The sequence below is a fragment of the Gimibacter soli genome (genome assembly GCF_028463845.1).
GTDB classification, from domain to species: domain Bacteria; phylum Pseudomonadota; class Alphaproteobacteria; order Sphingomonadales; family Kordiimonadaceae; genus Gimibacter; species Gimibacter soli.
Genome location: NZ_CP116805.1, coordinates 2,556,949 through 2,576,344 on the forward strand (window position 1 = coordinate 2,556,949; position 19,396 = coordinate 2,576,344).

The following is a 19,396-nucleotide window of genomic DNA, read 5'->3' on the forward strand; positions in this document are numbered from 1 at the left end:
TCCGGGATATTTTGTAAAAAACGGTAAAAATCAGGAGAGGGTGTCATGCGGAAATTGGGTTCCAGCCTGCTAGTATTGTGTACGTACGGGCTCAGCCAGCAGGCAGTTGCACAGACGGAAGACCAGAGCGACGACTTCGCGCTTGAAGAAATTGTGGTTACGGCGCGCGGCCAGCGCGAGATCCTGCGGGAAACCCCCGCAACACTGACGGTACTGACAGCCGAAACGCTGGAAAAGACGGGCATCAAGAATGCCTCCGACTTTGTGAACTTCACCCCCGGCGTGTCCATCGTGGCCAACACAGCCGAAGCCGGCGACAACCAGATCAACATCCGCGGCATCAATAGTGCGCGCGACGCCGAATCCTCGGTGGCGCTGGTCGTTGACGGCATCCTCAAAACCAACACCGCGGTACTCAATCAGGATCAGGGCACTGTCCGCCAGATTGAAATCCTGAAAGGCCCGCAGGGCGCCATCTATGGCCGCAACGCAGCCGCCGGCGCCATCGTCATGACCACGGCTGAGCCGGGCGACGAAATGGAAGGCGGCTTCAAGGCAAGCGGCGGCAACAACAGCAATTTCAGCGGCGCGGCCTATATCAGCGCCCCGCTTTCCGACACTGTCGGCTTCCTCGTTTCAGCGGACTATACGACAACCGACGGCTTCTTCCGGAACCGCTATCTTGGGGACCGGGCCATTGTCGATGACCGCGAGACATGGAACATCAATGGCCGGCTGGTACTGAAGCCGAGCGACGTGACGAAGATCGATGCCAAGCTGCGCTACGGCGAACTGGGCGGTGCCTCGATTAACTTCAACCCGATCTTCGCCCTGCCCACCTTTGCAAGCGGCCTTGGCGTGCCAGCCTTCTATGAAGACATCAACAAGCACACCTTCCTCTATGACAGCAACATCCGCCCAGAAAACGACCAGCGCACCTTCGAGGCGTCGGTCAAGCTGGAGCATGAATTCGATACGATGCGGCTGACCGCATGGGCGCTTTACAGCGATGTGAAGAACGACCTGACCGCCGATGGCACCTCGGGTGACTTCTTCCGCTATGCCGGTGTTGCAGAATGTATCGCCTCGACAGCCGAGGCCGAAGGCTATCCGGTCAATCCGCCGTCCTACTTCGCGGGCGCATTCGGCCAGCTTTACGGCGCCTATTCGCCCACGACCTGCGACGGCACCCAGTATCAGATGCGCAACCAGAAAGACTTCAGCGCCGAAGTCCGGTTGGCGTCGCTTGATGACGGGCAGCCGCTGCAATGGCAGCTTGGCTCCTATTATCTGAATATCGACCGCACCACGGCGGTCAGCCTTGGCGCTGACCTCAATCAGGGTGTCCTGCAAAATCCCTATAACGGCCCGACCTCGGCAAACCCGACGTCGCAGCTTTACTGGGATAATTTCAACACCAACGTCTATGCAGGTTTCGGCTCGCTGAGCTATGCCATGAGCGAAGCCCTCAAGGGCACCTTCGCCCTGCGCTATGACCGCGAGGAACGCAAGGTCCACAACCTTGCCCCTGCCGTGTTCGACCCTTACACAGGCGGCCCCATCAACCCGGGCCAGCAGGTGGTGGACGGCGTGGTGCAGCCGATTGCCGACCAGTCGGAAGCCTTTGACCAGATCGAGCCGAAAATCAGCCTGAGCTATGCGCCTGACCGTACCTTCACGGCCTTCGCCAACTGGGGGATCGGCTTCAAGTCCGGCGGTTTCAACAACCAGGGCAGCAAGGCGCTGATCGATGCCAACTTCAACTCGGCCCCGGTCAACGCCGGCGTGGTGATCAACGACCAGTTCCGCAAGGAAACCTCAAGCGCGTTTGAAGCAGGCATCAAGGGCACCTTCCTTGATGGTCGCGTCAGCTACGATCTTGCGGGCTACTATACCAAGGTCGACGACATGCAATTCTTCGAATTCTTTGTCGGCGGCTTCGGGCTCCTGCGCGTTGTTTCCAACATCGACCGGGTCGATATCAAGGGCCTTGAAACCAACGTCAATGTCCGCATTACGCCCGAATGGCGCGTGTTCGGCGGGGTGAATATCACCGACAGCGAGATCAAGGAAAACGCGTCGCGCCCCAATACCGTCGGTAACAAGTCACCCTACACGCCGGACTACACGATCAATGCCGGTACCCAGTATGTGCAGGAGATCACGGACGATATCGATCTCTTCGTGCGGGCTGACTGGCGCCGCGTGGGCCCGACCTGGTTCCATACAGTGCAGGACCAGACGCGGGTGACGATCTTCGAAGCCTTCTATCCGGGCCTCGGCACCGCCAACTATGACCTGACGCAGCGCAAGGCCTACGATCTCGTCAATCTCCGCATCGGTTTCGAGACCGACACCTGGAGCCTGACAGGCTATGCCTCCAACCTCTTCAACGAGAAGTTCGTCGAGGAAGTGATCCCGGCGGTCGAGTTCGGCGGATCGTTCGTCTCGCCCGGTGCGCGGCGGTCTTACGGCCTCGAACTGAGCTACAAGTTCTAGGAACCCTCCGGGTGTACGCACCCACGGATAACCATCGAGGCGCGGCTGGCAACGGCCGTGCCTCTTTGCATGGCATGAAAGAGCATGCAGCTGGTGCGAAGCCCCTGTTTTGGCGTGCCAAAACCGGTCAAGTTCCGTATAGAGGCTGTAATCCTTCCGGAAAGGAACTCGAAGGTGTCGAAAGCGACTGAAAAGGCCTATGAAACGATCCGCGCGGCGATCCTGTCCGGGCGCTACGCCCCCGGCGCGCATCTGAAGGAAGAGGAGCTCGTCGGCCTCTGCGGCGTCAGCCGCACCCCGGTGCGCGATGCCCTCCGCCGACTGGCGGCCGATCGCTATGTGGTCGCGCGGCGCAATCAGGGCACCTATGTCAATGAATGGTCGCTCGACGATATCGCCTGCATCTTTGAAATGCGTGCCCTTCTCGAAGGCTATGCCGCCGAGCGCGCGGCCACCCGCATCACGCCCGATCAGCTCGCGCGCGTCGACAAGGCATGGCGCGATATCGAGGACGTCCTTGCCAAAGACAAGCTGGATATCCCCGAATTCCTGCGCGCCAACCGCGTGTTCCACACAACGATCATCGAGGCCGCCTGTAACCGCCAGCTCCGCGAAACCATCGACCAGCTGGTGCAGCCCCCGATCGTGAACCGCACAGCGATGACCTATTCACGGCAGGACCTGCGCCAGAGTAACGATCACCACGGGCTGATCCTTTCGGCACTCAAGACCGGCGATGCGGTCACCGCCTGCACGGCGATGCGCCAGCACCTGCTGACGTCCTATCAGAACTTCCTGCGCAATTACGACCGCTCGCTGGGGCAGGAATAACCGGACAAAACCATAGAAAAGGGCCGCCCGTGACATTCACCGGCGGCCCTTTTTCATTCTATGCTCTTGTCAGTGCTGGCGCGGTGGCATCGGCGCCGGCAGGCCGGTATCCGCCTCGCAGCGCGCCCGCAGTTCCTCGATCGACGGGCCGAAATTGAAGATCTGGCTGGTGTCGATTGTCTTTGCAAGCTCGGCGCGGCGGGCCTTTGTGGCGGCTTCATCCACCGTGAAATCCTCCCGCACCTTGACGCCATAATTGGCAAAGGCACCCTCGACGCTCACAAGACCGCGTTTCACCTCAAGCGCCACGAGATCGGCATCGCGCTCGGCCGGGCTGCCCCAACCGCCACCGCCCCAGGTGATATAGTCAAGCTCGTCGCCTTCCTGCACCTCGATATTATCGCACTTGGCAGGCAGGATGATTTCCTCACCCGATTTACGGCGCAGCACCTTCCTTGACCGCTCGCCGGGCTCACCGCCGTTCACACCCCAAGGTGAGGTGAACCAGCGGTCGTCATGGATCGCGATAATGCCGTCATTGAGGAAGGCATAGGTCATCAGGATGCCATTGCCGCCACGGTTCTTGCCCGCCCCGCCACTATCGGCAAGCGAGGTATAGCGGGTGATGCGCATCGGGAAATAGCGTTCCAGAAACTCGTTCGGCACGTTGGTGAAGCCCGGCCACAGGCTATGACCATCCGGCCCGTCACCCCAAGGCCGGCCCGGAATGCCCCCGAAGCCGATCTGGAACAGCTGGAACCATTCGCGGCTGTCCTTGTGGAAGCCCGAATACATCAGGTGCGGGCTCGACGAGAAACCGGCCGCGTTCAGGAATTCCGGCTGCCCCTGCCCCAGAAGCCCGCCAAGTACGTCGAAGATACGGCCAAGCGCGTGGGTCCGGCAGGAAAGCGCCGCCGGGAAGGCCGGCTTCAGCAGGCTGCGTTCGGGGATGCGTACGTCAACGAGATCATAGAAGCCATCGTTGAACAGCACCTGCGGATCGAACACCATGATCATGTAGATGCCAAAGAACATCTTCAGCATGTTTTCGTTGAGATAGAAGTTCACCGAGCCAACGGCCTGCGGGTCGGTACCTTCGAAATCGAGGATGACCTTCCCGCCCTCGCGCCACATGGTGCATTTCAGCTTGTAGGGGCCATAGCCGCGGCCATCGTCGCAGACATAATCCTCGAAGCTGACTTTCTTTTCGGAAACCGCCGAGGCAATCAGGTGCCCCATCGCGCGTTTGTTGCGGGCCAGAAGCTCATCCGTGGCGGAGGAGAAAAGGTCGTCGCCGAAACGGTCGCAAATCTCGTTCACGCGGCGCTCGGCCACCCGGCAACTGGCGACAATGGCCAGAAGGTCGGCACGGCACCATTCGGGCATCCGCACCTGATGCAGCACCAGCTTCAGGATATCTTCCTGCAGCACATCCTTGCGGAACAGCTTGATCGGCGGGATGCGCACGCCTTCCTCGAAGATCGAGGTGGCGTCGGTGGGCAGCGAGCCCGGCACCTTGCCGCCGATGTCAGTCTGGTGGCCGAACATGCAGGCCCAGGCGGTCAGCCGCCCCTGGCGGAAGATCGGCCGGATGATCAGCCAGTCGTTATTGTGGCTGACCGCGCCTTCGCACGAATAGGGATCGGAAAGCCAGATCATGTCGCCTTCCTCGATCTCGCCTTCATAGGCGCGCAGGAAGCCGCCAATGAAGCTGCCGAACTGGCCGACGACCATCAGGCCGTTGCGGTCAGCGATCAGCGGGAAGGCGTCGCCCTGCTCCCGGATGCCGGGGCTCATGGCCGTGCGGAAAAGCGTCGCGTCCATCTCTTCCCGCGCGTTGCGCAAGGCATTTTCGATGATATCGAGCGTGATCGTATCCACGTCGATGGGCGTGAAGGGCGTCTGGTTGGTCTGGATGATTTTTGCAGCCATTGTCTTTCCCCTCAGGCGACCGGATTGATCAGGATATTGCCGAAGTCATCAACGACCCCGACATGGTCGGGCAGGATCACCGCGGTCGAATCCATCTCGGTGATCACGCACGGGCCGACCAGCCGGTCACCGGCTTCGAGCTTAGCGCGCTCGTAAATAACGGCGTCGCGTTCCTGCCCTTCAACCCACATGCGGTGGTCGCGCAGCTTGGCCTGCGCCGGGTCCGTGTCCCCTTTGGCGAGCTTCTGGGTCGGCATTTCCGCCGCCTTGCCAAGCCCGATGGCCCGGAGGTTGACGATTTCATGCACCACATCAAGATTGAAGGTGAAAAGCCGCTTGTGTTCGGCATCGAAGGCCGCCTTGACCGCCTCGATCCCGTGGCCAGCTTCGAAGTCGGCAATATCGATTGCCATGCTGACTTCGAACCCTTGGCCCGCGTAACGAACGCCGGCCTCGAACCGCACCGACTGCTCGTCCTCGGGCACGCCTTCGTCTTTCAGGTCGCCCTTCACCACGCCGCGCATTTCGGCGAGAAGTGCAGCGATTTCTGCATCTTCCGTCTGGCTGACCATCTTGTTGAACGAGCGGGCATGTTCGTAACGGAGCTGCGTGGTCGCGTCACCGGTTGCACACAGCACACCGGGGCTCACCGGCACGATAACGGGATAGGATCCCATCAGCTTGCCAACCGCGTTCGAATGCAGCGAACCCGCGCCGCCAAAGCCCATCAGGGCAAATTCGCGGGGGTCATAGCCCTGCTGCACGGAAACAAGGCGAAGCGCGCCGAACATATTCTCGTTGGCGATATCGATGATGCCCTGTGCAGCCTCATAAAGGCTGACACCCAGCGCATCGGCAACCTTCTGCACCACGGTTTTCGCCGCGTCACGATCCAGCTTGAAGGTACCACCCAACAGCGATTCCGGCAGGTTGCCAAGCACCACATGTGCATCCGTTACCGTCGCGCGGTCGCCGCCCTTGCCATAGGCCGCCGGCCCCGGCACGGCGCCCGCGGATTCCGGGCCGACACGCAGCGCACGGGTCAGTTCCGGCACATGGGCGATGGAGCCACCACCAGCGCCGACCGTTTTCACATCCAGCGACGATGCCCGCACGGTGAGGTGACCGACACTCGTTTCGCGGCGCAGCTTGGGCTCGCCGTTCTCGATCAGGGCCACGTCGGTGGACGTACCGCCCACATCAAGTGTCAGGATATTGCCGATCCCGGCATTGCGCGAAACCCACAGGGCGCCTGTCACGCCGCCAGCCGGGCCGGACATCAGCAGGTTCACCGGGTGCCCCTCGGCCTTCTCCGATCCCATCAGGCCGCCGTCAGACCGCAGAAGGTTGATCCGGCCTTTCATGCCAAGGGCGCGCAGCTTGGACCGCAGGTTGGCCACATACATGGCCATCACGGGCCGCACCAGCGAGTTGGCAACAGTGGTGAGCGCACGCTCATATTCCTGCATCTCGGGCAGGATTTCATGGCTCAGCGAAACCGGGATATCGGGGAAAATCTCGGCGGCGATTTCGCCAACGCGCTGCTCGTGCGCGCCGTTCACATAGCTGTTAATCAGGCAGACCGTCAGCGCCTCAATCCCTTCGGCTTTCAGGCGCAGGAGTGCTGCGCGCACGCTCGCTTCATCAAGGGGCTTCACGACGCTGCCGTCAGCGCCCAGCCGTTCAGTGACCTCGACGGTCGTCTCCAGCGGGGCCAGCGGCTCGGGCTTCGGCCAGGTGATCCAGGCGGCAAGCCCGCCGGGCACCAGCGACCGGGCGACCTGCAGGATCTGGCGGTAGCCTTCGGTGACGACGAGCCCGGTGCGGGCGCCCTTGCCTTCCAGAACGGCGTTCGTGGCAACCGTGGTGCCATGCAGGAACTGGTCGATCTCGGACGGCTTCACGCCTGCCGCGGCGCAAATCGCCTCGGTGCCGTTGATCACGGCGACCGACGGGTCATGCGGCGTGCTTGGCACCTTGTTGCGCCATGTTTTTCCGGTCTTTTCCTCGATCAGAAGGAGATCGGTGAATGTCCCCCCAACGTCTACTCCGAGCCTGTATGACATCCCGTCTATCTCCCCGTATCGGTCTTGAGCCGTTCTGAAATCATGATATCAGGCGGCGCAGCTGGTGCCGCCGCCTTCTGGAAAACCGCCCGCCTGCGCCACTTGCGATGGCACCGGGCGGCCAAGAATTGTTTCGACCCAGCGTGCGCCCGCGACAATCGCATCAAGCGAAAGGCCCGTTTCAACCCCGCATTCGGCGAGCATATAGACAAGGTCTTCGGTCGCGATATTCCCGGTCGCTTTCGGTGCGAACGGGCACCCGCCAAGGCCGCCGATGGAAGCATCCAGCACATCGGCGCCAGCCTCGTAGGCGGCCCATGCATTGGCGATCCCGGTGCCGCGCGTATTGTGAAGGTGGACCCGGATGGGCATCCCCGGCAAGCGTTCCTTCAATGTGCCGACAAGCGACGCCACGGCGCGCGGATTGGCGACACCGATAGTGTCGGCAATAGCAATCTCGCGCGGGCCGGCCTCAGCGATTGTCTCTGCAATCGAAACAATGCGCGCGGGATCAACCCGCCCTTCGAAGGGGCACCCGAAAGCCGCCGAGATGGTCACCTGCGCTGACATGCCGTTTTCTACCGCCATCCGCACGATCTGGCTTGAAACCTCGACCGATTCAGCCGAGGTCTGGCCCTGATTGCGGGTCGCGAAGGTATCGGTTGCCACCACCACGGCGCCTGCCTCGTCAACCCCGCGCCGTCCGCCTTCCCGCGTGGCAAGCGCTCGCAACAGGCCGCGCTTGTTGAGAACAAGGCCGATATAGGTAACGTCCCCGCGGTCCGGCAGCCCGGCGATCACGTCTTCAGCGTCGGCCATTTGCGGCACACGGGCGGGATTGACGAAACTTGCCACTTCAAGGCGCCGCGCACCGGCATCGATGGCACGCGTGATGAGCGCGAGCTTGTGGACAGTCGAGAAAATGACCTTCTCGTTCTGCAGGCCGTCCCGCGCGCCAACCTCGACAATTTCGACAGGTCTCATCATCTGTGTCTCCCGCCCTATCCATACGCATTTCTATTGACTGTATACAATCCTAAAAATAATTTGTATACAAAATTGGGACGCGATAAATCTGGGCCTTGAGGGGCAATTGCCGACCACGGGCTATTTAGAAGAATACATAAACTGAAGGGTCCGGTTCGCGGGGCTTCGGGTCTGGAAAAGGAGACAAGCATGTCGGACAATGGCTTTGGCGCCCTGCAGGGCCTGCGCATGATCGAGCTCGGCCAGTTGATCGCGGGCCCCTTCTGCGGCCAGCTGATGGCCGATCATGGCGCCGAGGTCATCAAGATCGAGCAGCCCGGCAGCGGCGACCCGATGCGCGAATGGGGCCGCAACAAGCCGGTCTGGTGGCCGGTCATCGCCCGCAACAAGAAATCAGTGACGCTGAACCTACGCGTGCCCGAAGGGCAGGATATCCTGCGCGAACTGGTGCGCGATGCCGACTTCCTCCTCGAAAACTTCCGGCCGGGCACCATGGAGAAATGGGGCCTTGGCTACGATGAGCTTTCAAAGATCAACCCGCGCCTGATCATGATCCGGGTTTCAGGCTATGGCCAGACCGGCCCTTATGCGTCCCGCGCCGGATATGGCTCGATCGGCGAAGCCATGGGCGGCATGCGCAATCTGGCAGGTGATCCCTCCACCCCGCCAAGCCGCGTGGGGCTTTCCATTGGCGATTCCCTTGCTGCCACCTATGCCACCCTTGGCGCCCTGATGGCGCTGCAACGGCGCAACGTAACGGGCCGCGGGCAAGTGGTGGACAGCGCCATTTATGAAGCCGTGCTCGCGATGATGGAATCGACCATTCCCGAATATACTGAAGCGGGCTTCATCCGCGAGCGCACGGGCTCGATCCTGCCGAAGGTCGCACCTTCGAACGTTTACCCAACCAAGGACGGCGAAATCCTGATCGGCGCCAACCAGGACAGCGTCTGGACCCGCATGGCCGAAGCCATGGGCCGCCCGGAACTCGGCAGCGATCCGCGCTATTCGAGCCACCATGCACGCGGCGAAAACCAGGAAGAACTGGACGAGTTGATCTCGGCATGGAGCATCGGCTTCACCTCCAAGGACCTTCTGGACCTCATGGAGGAAAACGGCGTGCCGGCGGGCAAGATTTTCAAGGCGCCTGACATGCTCGAGGACCCGCACTTCAAGGCGCGCGACGCCGTGGTGAAAGTGGAACACCAGAGCTTCCAGAATATCTGGATGCAGAATGCCTTCCCGAAGTTTTCGGAAACGCCGGGCGAAATCCATTGGCCGGGCCCGGAGCTTGGTGCGCATAATGAGGATGTCTACAAGGGCATCCTTGGCCGGTCGGATGCCGACCTTGCCCGGATGAAGGCGGAAGGGATCATCTGATGGCGGGACGCAGCCCCGAAGACCTGCAGGACGACTACAAGAAGGCCGGCTTTTCGGGAACGCTCGGTTTCGGCAAGCGGCCTGCCCTCCTGATCATCGACGTGTGTGCTGCCTACCTCGACCCCGAAGCCCCGCTTTACGCCGGGATCGAGGCCGAATGCGCCAATATCGAAACGCTCCTGAAGGCTTTTCGCGCCAAAAGGCTGCCGGTCGTTCACACGCGGGTGGAATATCTGCCGGGCGGCGCCGACGGCGGACATTTCTACCGCAAGGTTCCAGCCCTGAAGGCCTTTGACCGCGGCAGCCCGCTGGCGGAACCGCCGACCGCCCTTTTGCCGGTAGAGGGCGAGGTGGTTGTCACCAAACAATATGCCAGCGCCTATTTCGGCACGTCGCTCGCCAGCACGCTTACATCACTTGGCGTGGATAGCGTGATCATCACCGGGGTCAGCACATCGGGCTGCGTGCGGGCGTCATGCCTCGATACGCTGCAGCACGGCTTCATCCCGCTTGTGGTGGAAGACGCCTGCGGCGACCGTGACCGCCGGGTCCATGACGCCAATATCTTCGACATGGGCGCCAAATATGCCGACATCGTATCGACTGCCGAGGTCATCGGGCATCTGGCCCGCGCGTAAGCGAAATCCAGCGCCCGCGTGGAACTGGACCGTCATTTGTTTCAACACTGATCTCGGAGCGAGGCTGGCAGCGCAATGCTGTTCAGAAAAGCAAGGATAGCACCCCCTACTTGAGCCGGATGCGTGATGGCAGCCAGATGGCCCGCGCCTTCAAGCCGCAGTCCGCTCGCCTTCGGGAGCCCGATGACCAGCGTGTCGGCAACGGCATGGAGCCAGCCGGTATCATGTTCGCTCGCAACAACAAGTGCCGGTGTTTCGATTTTCGAGAGCCTGCCGGCAATATCGGGCGCCGGACCGGTTGGGAGGGGCGCCGTCAGGTCGCGCCCTTCGTAGGACGCCAGCATGCTCTTTACCAGTTCTTTGGCATCGTTCTGCCCGCCATGCTGCAGCAGCGGATGTGCGACCCAATCCGCCCGCACCCGGTCCATGCCACCCGCCGCCGCCCATTCCCGGTACAGCGCCACGGGGATCGCCTCGTCAGCGTTCGGGGGCGGGAAGCCATCCAGTGGCGCGCTGATCAGGGCCATGCCCCATACCCGGGACGGCAACCTGTCGCTGACCCGCAGGGCCACGCGCCCGCCCTGCGACATGCCGATGAGGCCGCAGGCCGGGGCACCAAGATGATCGAGAAGCGCCGCGATATCATCGACCTCACAGCCCAGACCGGGCGGCGCCGAGGTTTCGCCAAAACCGCGCCGGTCAACAAGGGCGAGCCGGAAGTGCGGTGCCAGCAGGGGCACCAGCGGCCCCCACATGCGCCGGTCGAAGCTCCAGCCATGCAGGCACACAACCAGTGGCCCGCTGCCGGTGATATCCACAACGATGTCACCATCCGGCCGCGTCAGCCGGATGGTTTCAAATGAATAGCTCATGGAAAGGTCATGCCCTGAGGGGCGGGCCGCGTCAATGCGCGGCCAACTCGTCTTCCGGACGGAGGACGTTATTCACCCGGTGATCGCCGCCCAGCCAGCGCTTCAGCTCGCTATGGGCATCCTTGCGCCGGATGGCATTCAGCTTCTCGGCTGAGGGCGAATCGACCGTGAACTCAAGGATCATCCCCGCCGGGTCCTTCACATAGACCGAGCGGCAATAGCCGTGATCGAGGATATAGGTCTGCGGCTCGACGATGCCGGCCTTGGCGATCCGGTCAACGAGCGCATCCTGTGTTTCCTGATCAACAAGGAACGCCACGTGATTGAAGGGCGACGACGGGATTTCCGGGCCGAACAGCGCCTGGTCTTCGGGGTTCGCGAACTGGAAGAAGGCCAGCGCGCCGCCATCTTCGATCTCGAAAAAGCAGTGGGCATAGGTGCGCTCGGCACCAAACAGCTCGTCTTTTTCGCACCAGGTGGCAATCAGCGGCAAGCCGACCACTTCCTCGTAAAACTTGCGGGTCGCTTCCAGATCCTTGGTGACGTAGGCGGTGTGATGCAACCGCTGGGGCCGACGTTTCATGGCCATTCTATTCCTCCTCCACTTGAATGCGGGCCACCTGCCCGCCCCCGGAATATTCCATCGAGGCCCGCCTCCCCCGAGGCCGGCCTCATTTCCGGAAGGGACGATACCACAGGGGCAAAGCCCAAGCAATTCGATTGTCGAAGTTGTTTTCGATATGCGAATTTTTTGAAAAAGACACAGAAGCCCTGCGGCACGAAGCACCGATAGCAGACGGAAAAATCAGCTGCCGCGAAGCGAGTGAACGAGGAAAGGCCAGGCCTTCAGCGCACCTTCCACATGATCGGCCGCATTCTGAAGGAGCGGCAGACGGGTGCGGATCAGGTCATCCCGCGCGATGCGGGTGGTGGAGGTAGAACAGTTGATCGAAGCCGCGATGCGCCGTTCGTTGTCAAACACCGGCACGGCTACTGACACGATTCCATAGTCTAGCTCGTCCTGCGCCGAATCGTATCCCTGGCGGCGAATCTGCTTCAACCGGTCTTTAAGCACCGCCTTGTCGGTGATCGTATAATCGGTGAAGGCCGTCAGTTCGACATTGGCCAAGTAGGCGTCGATCACATCGTCGCTTTGATAGGCCATCAGCACGCGGCCAAGCGACGTTGCATAAACCGGGAAGCGCGTACCAACCCCTGCCCCGAGCCGGATGCGACGGTTGGTGGAAACATGGACAAGATACAGGATGTCCTCGCCCGTCAGCACCGCAAGAGACGAGCTGTCCCCCGTCTCATCCCGCACCGCCTGCAGGTGCGGTGTGGCCACCTGCTCAAGGTTCATCGATGCAAGGAAAGCCGAGCCGAATTCCAGCACCTGCGGGCGCAGCAGGAAGCGACGGCCGTGACGGCCGACATAGCCAAGCTTGACGAGTGTATTGAGGCAGCGCCGCGCAACAGCGGGGCTGAGGCCGGTAGCAGCCGCTACTTCGGAAAGCTGCATTTCGGGATGTTCCTGCCCGAAAACCCGAAGCACGGAAAGGCCACGCTCCAGCGTGGAAAGATATTCGGGATCCTGTTCCGTACCTGCTTCACGCGCCATATTCGCCTGCCCCTCCGGTATGCATACCTGCTGCGATATAGCGCACCTCTGGCGGCGCTTGCCAGAAATTTGTCTAGGCCGGCCTTGCCCTTCTGGGATCTGTGCCTGCCTGATAGGCCGCCTTGATGGCCGTATCGTCCGCCCCCAGAAGCGGCGGGGCGCTGATCGCGAGCGACCGTTCGCCATCGAAACTGACGGGCGAGCGAATACTGCGGAAGCGCCCCTTGGCGGGATCGGGATGCGGCGCCGAGACTTCGAGTTCCAGATGCTTTGCCTGCGGCGTTGCCAGAACATCGGCAGGCGACTGCACCGGTGAATGCGGCACCTCGTTGGCTGCCAGCCGGTCGCACCATTCCGCCCGTGTTGCGGTCAGGAACAGGGGGGCGAGATAGGCCACCACATCTTCATAATGCCCGATCCGTGACAGGCGGTCGCCAAAACGCGGGTCCTGCAGCATTTCAGGGTGCCCGACCGCTTCGGCGAGGCTTTCCCAGAATTTGGCAGGCGACGACATATGAAGGGCGATCCATTTGCCATCCTTGCAAGCGAACACATAGGACTGCGACACATGCGGCCGGCTGTAGGGCGACATCACCATGTCTTCCGAGAAATAATGGGTGAAGTCATCAAGGTTGAAATGGCACATGGCTTCAAGCATCGAAACCTCGACCTTGCGCCCCTTGCCCGTTGCATGCCGCTCATTAAGCGCACCAAGGATGCCATAGGCCGCATAAAAGCCGGTGATGGCGTCGGCAATCGCCGGGCCGACCACGCGGGGATGCTCGGGGTTCACCAGCAGCCGCAGGAAGCCGCTTGCCGCCTGCGCCACCGTATCGAAGGCCGGCCTGTCCTTGTCCGGCCCCGTGGCACCGAAGCCTGAAATGGCGCAGTATATGAGGCGCGGATTGATCGCCTGCAGGCGTTCCGCTCCCACGCCCAGCCGGTCCGCCACGCCGGGACGAAAATTCTGGATGAAAACATCAGCATCCGCGATCATCCTGTCGAGGACTGCAAGGTCGGCCTCATCCTTGGTGTTCAGCGTTATGCTGCGCTTGTTGCGGTTATAGGTCTGGAAATGGGGGCTATAAAGCTCGCCCTTGAAGGCGCGGAAGGGATCACCATCCTTCGGGTTCTCGATCTTGATCACCTCGGCGCCAAGGTCAGCCAGAAGCATGCCGGCAGCGGGGCCGGTGATGAAAGTTCCCATCTCCAGAACCCGCACATTCTTGAGCACTTCAGCCATACATGCCCCCTCCGTCCCTCTATCGAATTCTCACGGCCAAAATGGCCTGTGCCATGATAGCCTTTGCAAAATCTTCGGGCGGAGTATAATTTCTTCGATTATCGAAAACAAGTTCGTATAACGAAAATATTTCACACGAGCTTCACAGAAAGGGAGACCCATGAGAATTGGCAAGCAGGACCAGCCTTTCAGCGCTATTTGCACCTCGGATGCCGAAAGTATCACGGTGCGCGGCAAGGACCTTGTCGGCGATCTCATCGGCAAGACTGATTTCACCACCTATTTCTGGTTTCTGGTGACCGGGCATATGCCGACGGCGGAACAGCGCTTCTTTGCAGATGCCGTTCTCCTTTCCATCGCCGAACACGGGCTGGTGCCGAGCGTGGTTGCCGCTCGCATGACCTATGCCGCCGCCCCCGAAGCCTTCCACGGCGCAGTCGCCGCCGGCCTCCTTGGCTGTGGTTCGGTGATCCTTGGCAGCGCCGAAGTCACCGGTCGTTTCATCGCGGGTCTTGTCGCCGAGGTGCAGGAAAAAGGCATCAGCGAAGCCGAAGCTGCCCTTGCCGGCGTGCAAGCACTGAGGGCTGAGCGCAAGGCAATCCCTGGCTTTGGCCATCCGCAGCATTCGGGCGGCGACCCGCGCGCCAACCTGCTCCTAACCCTCGCCCGCGAGCGCAGCGCCGCTGGCGCGCACATCAGCATGCTGATGGCTGTGCAGAAGGCGATCCCCGAAGTGATCGGCCGCGACCTGCCGATCAATGTGAACGGCGCGATCCCGACCGTGATGCTGGATGTCGGCTTCCCGCTTGAAGCCCTGAAGGGCATTTCGCTCCTTGCCCGCACTGCAAGCCTCATCGGCCACCTGCAGGAAGAAGCGACCCGCCCCATCGGCTTTGTCATGTCCGGCAAGGCGGCGGAAGCCATCACCTACGACGGCCCGAAAGGCTCCTGATCTCCCTCGGCCTGAAGGGAAACTGGTGACGCCTGCCCCACCTCGGGGCGGGCGTTTTCTTTTGGGCGACCCGGCCGCGCCGGAAAAACTTCGTAAATCGAACTTGACTTCGATAATCGAAAAACTTAGCTTTTCCATCAACCGCACGTGTCGATCATGGGGAGACCTGTCTCTTGGGGAAGAGGCAGGCCACAGACTGTCGGGTCGCCTGTGCGTTGGGGAAATGACAGGGAGGGAAACATGGGAAACTTTGGAATTCGTCGGTCGTATCTGGCCGGAACATCCCTGCTGGCGCTGACAGCAGGACTTTTGAGCGTGCCAACGACGGCAGCACGCGCACAGGAAAGTGCAAGCAACTCCGGCGATATGGTGCTTGAAGAAATCACCGTCACCTCGCGGCGCCGGTCGGAAAGCCTGCAAAGCGTGCCGGCAGCAGTGACCGCCTTTTCGTCGCAGACAATCGAAGACGCAGGTATCGAACGCCCGTCCGACTTCGTGGCACTGACCCCGAACGTGACGCTCGTGGAAACCCAGAATGCGGGATCGAGCTTCATCGTCATCCGCGGCGTTTCGCAGGCCCGCAACAGCGAGCCATCGGTCGCCGTGATCATCGACGGCGTGCAGCAGGTGAACCCGGCGCAGTTCAATCAGGAACTCTTTGACATCGAGCAGATTGAGGTCCTGAAAGGCCCGCAAGGCGCCCTTTATGGCCGCAACGCCATCGGCGGCGCCATCGTGGTCACCACCAAGCAGCCGTCAGACGAGATTGAGGGCAAGGTGAAGGTGGGCATGGATTCCGGCCCCGGCTACAAGGCGCAGGCGTCGATCAGCGGGCCGGTCGGCCAGTCCGACACGCTCAAGTTCCGCCTCGCCGGTTCCTTCATGGATACCGACGGCTATATCAATAACGAATATCTGGATGAGGAAGCCGATCCCTATAAGGATTTCAGCCTGCGCGGCATGCTGACATGGCAGGCCAGCGAACGTTTCCAGATGGACCTGCGCGGATCGATGTCCGAGCTTCGGACCCAGGCCTTCTATTATAATATCGTTGGCGATGTGAACGATACGAGCCTGCCCGTGCGCGTGAACAACGCGGGCCAAAACGACCGCGACATGTATACCCTTTCGCTGCGCATGAATTACGATGCCGACTGGGGCACCTTCACATCGGTCAGCGCCTACGACAAGCTTGAAGAAATCCTGACAGGTGACGCCTTCAACTTCCTGCCGATTGAGGAATCCTTCTTCAATGACTTCCTCGGCTTCGACATGAACCAGAGCCAGTATCTGGACGTGGAAGCCTGGAGCCAGGAACTGCGCCTGACATCGAACTCCGACCAGCGCCTGCGCTGGATCGTCGGCACCTATTTCATCGGCACGGATCGCTATATCTCCACCGGCAACATGGTGGATACGGGACAGGGCGTTTTCCCGGTCTACCGGGAGCCGAGCACCAATCCGCTCAATCCGCAGGCCACATTCCTCGCAGATTCGCAGGATAACTTCGCCTGGGCAGTTTTCGGTGACGTAACCTACGATATCACCGAGGACCTGGAGATCGACCTTTCGCTGCGTTACGACCACGACAAACGCGAACAGACGACCCTGACACCGACCCAGTATCTGCCGAACGTGCCGGGCTTCCCGGCTGGCGCCACCGGCGATGTGCGGGACCGGTCCTTCAGCGAATGGCAGCCGAAAGTGACGCTGCGCTACAATGTGTCGGATGATGTCAGCCTTTATGCGGGTTACAGCACCGGCTTCCGCTCTGGCGGCTTCAACCAGACAGGCGTTGGTGCCGTTGCCTTCTCGAACGGCATCGTTGGCGTGAACGACATTTTTGAGGCCGAAGTCGCCAAAACCTTCGAGGCCGGCGTGAAATCGAGCCTGATGGACCGGATGATGACCCTGAATGCCAGCGTCTTCACCACCAAGTCGGAAAACAGCTATTTCTTCGTCTTCCTTGCCGCCAACTCCACGCAGAACCTTGGCAACGTGCCCGAAGCACGCCTCACCGGGTTTGAACTCGAAGGCACGCTCCGCCCGATGGCCGGCCTCGACCTGAATTTCGGCCTCGGCTACACGGACAGCAAGATCAAGGATTTCGAAAACCCGGCCTATATCGGCAACGAAGTGCCGGTTCTGTCCCGCTACACGCTCAATCTCGGCGCCCAGTATCACTGGGATATCACCGATGACGTGCGGGGTATCATGCGGGTGGATTACCAGCGGATCGGCAAGACCTTCTGGGATGTGGAAAATTCCACCGTCCGCCGGCCTGTTGACCTTGTAGATGCCCGCATCGGCGTGGAATGGAACGACTGGTCGCTCACGGCTTGGGCTCGCAACCTGTTCGACGAGCGCTATAATGCCGAATATTCGCCGGGCGGTTTCGTCTTCAAGGCCAAACCGGCCCGTTACGGGATCGAGCTTAGCAAACGGTTCTGAGCCTCCAGCTCTGATCGAGGGCGCCAACCATTCCCGTGGCGCCCTCGTTTTTTATCCGACGACCAACCAAGGAGCAGATGATGGCCCGCATTCTGGTACTTTACTATTCAAGCTACGGACATATCGAAACCATGGCCAATGCCGTGGCCGAAGGCGTGCGCGAGGTGAAGGGCGCAGAAGTGGTGATCAAGCGTGTGCGCGAACTGGTGCCGGACGAAGTCGCCAAGGGTTCAGGCATGAAGACCGATCAGGAAGCACCCTATGCCGAGCCCGGCGAACTTGGCGATTATGACGCCATCATCTTCGGCACCCCCACCCGCTTCGGCAACATGGCCGCCCAGATGCGCAACTTCCTTGACCAGACCGGCGGGCTTTGGGTGAAAGGGGCGCTTGTCGGAAAGGTCGGCAGTGTGTTCACCTCCACCGCCAGCCAGCACGGCGGGCAGGAAACCACCATCACCTCGTTCCATACCACGCTCCTGCACCATGGCATGGTGATCGTCGGCCTGCCCTACAGCTTTGCCGGCAATGCCATCATGACGGAAATCAGCGGCGGCACGCCCTACGGCGCCAGCACGCTCGCCGGTGCCGATGGCAGCCGCAAACCCAGCGAAAACGAACTCGCCGGTGCGCGCTTCCAGGGGCGGCACGTGGCCGAGATCGCCAAAAAACTGGCAAGCTGAGGCAGCGTGGAAGCCTAGGCGTCCTCAAAGCCCGCAAGGAACGAGACAAGGTTACGTGGCAGGGCCTCGGACGGATAGCCGCCTTCCTGCACAAGCAGCGTCGGCAAGCCGGCTGCCGCGATCATCCGTGCTGCCTTGGCAAAGCCTTCGCCGGTGACATTCAGCACACCGACCGGGTCTTCCGCTGCCGCATCAAGGCCCAGCGACACGACAAGGGCGCCGGGTTCAAAAGCCGCAATCCGCTTCAACCCCGTGGCGATAGCCGCTAAATATTCGGCGTCGCCGGACTGGTGGGCGAGCGGGATATTGAGATTGTATCCCGCCCCGTCGCCCGCGCCGGTTTCATCGGCGCCGCCGGTATAGTGCGGGAAATAGCCCTGCGTGGAGGCATGAACGGAAACGGTGAGCACATCGCCGCGTTCATAGAAAATGCGCTGTGTGCCGTCGCCGTGGTGCACATCGATATCAAGGACCGCGACACCTTCATACCGCCCGCGCAGATGCTCGGTCGCAATGGCGGCATTGTTGAGGAAACAGAAGCCGGACCCGCGGGCAGCGCTCGCATGGTGCCCCGGCGGGCGGCACAGCGCGTAGGCGGCCCGCTCGCCGGCGAGCACAGCCTCTGCCCCGCTCAGCGCCGTTTGTGCGGCACCATATACTGCATCCCATGTTCCCGCCCGGATACCGACGGACGTATCACTGGCGTAAAGCCCCATCTGGCCCTGCACGGTTGTCGGGCGTTGCAGCGGCGGCAGCACCGAAAACTGGGTGGTATTGATCTCGTCGCCCGTCAGCCCCTCGGCCTTGCCGCGTTCCCATGCGGTAGCCAGAAACTCGACATAGCCCGCATCATGCACCCGTGTGATCGGTTCGCGCCCAAGGTCGCCCGCCTGCCGCAATTCGTGCGGGCCACCCGCAACGGCATCATAAAGGAGCCGGTAGCGGCCGGCATTTTCCGGGTGATTGATCGGCTTTCCCATGCGGAAGAAATGTTCGGGATCATGCAGGTTCGCCGCATCAGAGTGGAAAATCAGCATCCTCGGGCACCCTTTGTTGCAACAGTCTGGACATCATGCCTGCACACGCAGGGCAACTCATCTAATGGGTATCAGCAATGGGCCCGCAACAGTAACGTATAGCTGGCGTCATTTCCGTTCAAATGACGATAAGAGGCCGGGCTTTCATGATTTTGTTCGGCCAGAGGTTGTTTCCGGGCCCGTCCGCCTGCCCGAAACACGTCCGGA

15 protein-coding genes are annotated in these 19,396 nt (G+C 61.2%); 7 read left to right on the plus strand and 8 right to left on the minus strand.

What is annotated here, in order from left to right:
• Window positions 1–45 precede the first annotated feature (45 nt).
• Both PH603_RS11975 and PH603_RS11980 read left to right on the plus strand, forming a co-directional pair.
• A complete protein-coding gene (locus PH603_RS11975; RefSeq protein ID WP_289502766.1) occupies window positions 46–2,499 on the plus strand; it encodes a TonB-dependent receptor in 2,454 nt (817 codons plus the stop codon).
• 174 nt (window positions 2,500–2,673) lie between these two features.
• On the plus strand, window positions 2,674–3,330 hold the full coding sequence (locus PH603_RS11980; RefSeq protein ID WP_289502767.1) for a GntR family transcriptional regulator: 657 nt from the start codon (window positions 2,674–2,676) through the stop codon (window positions 3,328–3,330).
• A 69-nt stretch (window positions 3,331–3,399) separates the two neighbouring features.
• Here PH603_RS11980 and PH603_RS11985 read toward each other — a convergent pair whose 3' ends face one another.
• The 3 genes from PH603_RS11985 to PH603_RS11995 are packed head-to-tail and all read right to left on the minus strand — an operon-like array spanning window position 3,400 to window position 8,315.
• Window positions 3,400–5,262 carry a hydantoinase B/oxoprolinase family protein gene (locus tag PH603_RS11985; protein WP_289502768.1) on the minus strand — a complete coding sequence of 621 codons (1,863 nt, stop codon included), beginning with the start codon at window positions 5,260–5,262 and terminating at the stop codon, window positions 3,400–3,402.
• 11 nt (window positions 5,263–5,273) lie between these two features.
• Window positions 5,274–7,328, minus strand: a complete 2,055-nt coding sequence (locus tag PH603_RS11990; protein WP_289502769.1) for a hydantoinase/oxoprolinase family protein — start codon at window positions 7,326–7,328, stop codon at window positions 5,274–5,276.
• A gap of 48 nt (window positions 7,329–7,376) precedes the next feature.
• A complete protein-coding gene (locus PH603_RS11995) occupies window positions 7,377–8,315 on the minus strand; it encodes a hydroxymethylglutaryl-CoA lyase (protein ID WP_289502770.1) in 939 nt (312 codons plus the stop codon).
• A 189-nt stretch (window positions 8,316–8,504) separates the two neighbouring features.
• On the opposite strand from PH603_RS11995, the gene PH603_RS12000 reads away from it, so the two are divergent.
• The gene (locus tag PH603_RS12000) at window positions 8,505–9,695 is read left to right on the plus strand and encodes a CaiB/BaiF CoA transferase family protein (protein WP_289502771.1); all 1,191 of its coding nucleotides are present in this window, start codon (window positions 8,505–8,507) and stop codon (window positions 9,693–9,695) included.
• Window positions 9,695–10,333, plus strand: a complete 639-nt coding sequence (locus PH603_RS12005; protein ID WP_289502772.1) for an isochorismatase family protein — start codon at window positions 9,695–9,697, stop codon at window positions 10,331–10,333. The genes PH603_RS12000 and PH603_RS12005 overlap by 1 nt, the downstream gene beginning before the upstream one ends.
• A 41-nt stretch (window positions 10,334–10,374) precedes the next feature.
• Here PH603_RS12005 and PH603_RS12010 read toward each other — a convergent pair whose 3' ends face one another.
• The 4 genes from PH603_RS12010 to PH603_RS12025 form a co-directional block, all read right to left on the minus strand.
• Window positions 10,375–11,205, minus strand: coding sequence for an alpha/beta fold hydrolase (locus PH603_RS12010; RefSeq protein ID WP_289502773.1), 831 nt, complete (start codon window positions 11,203–11,205; stop codon window positions 10,375–10,377).
• 31 nt (window positions 11,206–11,236) lie between these two features.
• The gene (locus PH603_RS12015) at window positions 11,237–11,794 is read right to left on the minus strand and encodes a VOC family protein (RefSeq protein ID WP_289502774.1); all 558 of its coding nucleotides are present in this window, start codon (window positions 11,792–11,794) and stop codon (window positions 11,237–11,239) included.
• A 216-nt stretch (window positions 11,795–12,010) separates the two neighbouring features.
• The gene (locus PH603_RS12020; protein WP_289502775.1) at window positions 12,011–12,823 is read right to left on the minus strand and encodes an IclR family transcriptional regulator domain-containing protein; all 813 of its coding nucleotides are present in this window, start codon (window positions 12,821–12,823) and stop codon (window positions 12,011–12,013) included.
• Between the two features lie 73 nt (window positions 12,824–12,896).
• On the minus strand, window positions 12,897–14,066 hold the full coding sequence (locus PH603_RS12025; protein ID WP_289502776.1) for a CaiB/BaiF CoA transferase family protein: 1,170 nt from the start codon (window positions 14,064–14,066) through the stop codon (window positions 12,897–12,899).
• Window positions 14,067–14,226: 160 nt separating this feature from the next.
• Between PH603_RS12025 and PH603_RS12030 the strand changes: the two genes are divergently transcribed.
• The 3 genes from PH603_RS12030 (at window position 14,227) to wrbA (ending at window position 18,152) form a co-directional block, all read left to right on the plus strand.
• Window positions 14,227–15,018, plus strand: a complete 792-nt coding sequence (locus tag PH603_RS12030; RefSeq protein WP_289502777.1) for a citryl-CoA lyase — start codon at window positions 14,227–14,229, stop codon at window positions 15,016–15,018.
• A gap of 240 nt (window positions 15,019–15,258) precedes the next feature.
• Entirely contained in the window at window positions 15,259–17,469 is a 2,211-nt protein-coding gene (locus tag PH603_RS12035) for a TonB-dependent receptor (protein WP_289502778.1), read from the plus strand.
• Between the two features lie 80 nt (window positions 17,470–17,549).
• Entirely contained in the window at window positions 17,550–18,152 is a 603-nt protein-coding gene (wrbA, locus tag PH603_RS12040) for an NAD(P)H:quinone oxidoreductase (RefSeq protein WP_289502779.1), read from the plus strand.
• Between the two features lie 14 nt (window positions 18,153–18,166).
• Here wrbA and PH603_RS12045 read toward each other — a convergent pair whose 3' ends face one another.
• Window positions 18,167–19,189, minus strand: a complete 1,023-nt coding sequence (locus PH603_RS12045) for a histone deacetylase family protein (protein WP_289502780.1) — start codon at window positions 19,187–19,189, stop codon at window positions 18,167–18,169.
• Between the last annotated feature and the right edge of the window lie 207 nt (window positions 19,190–19,396).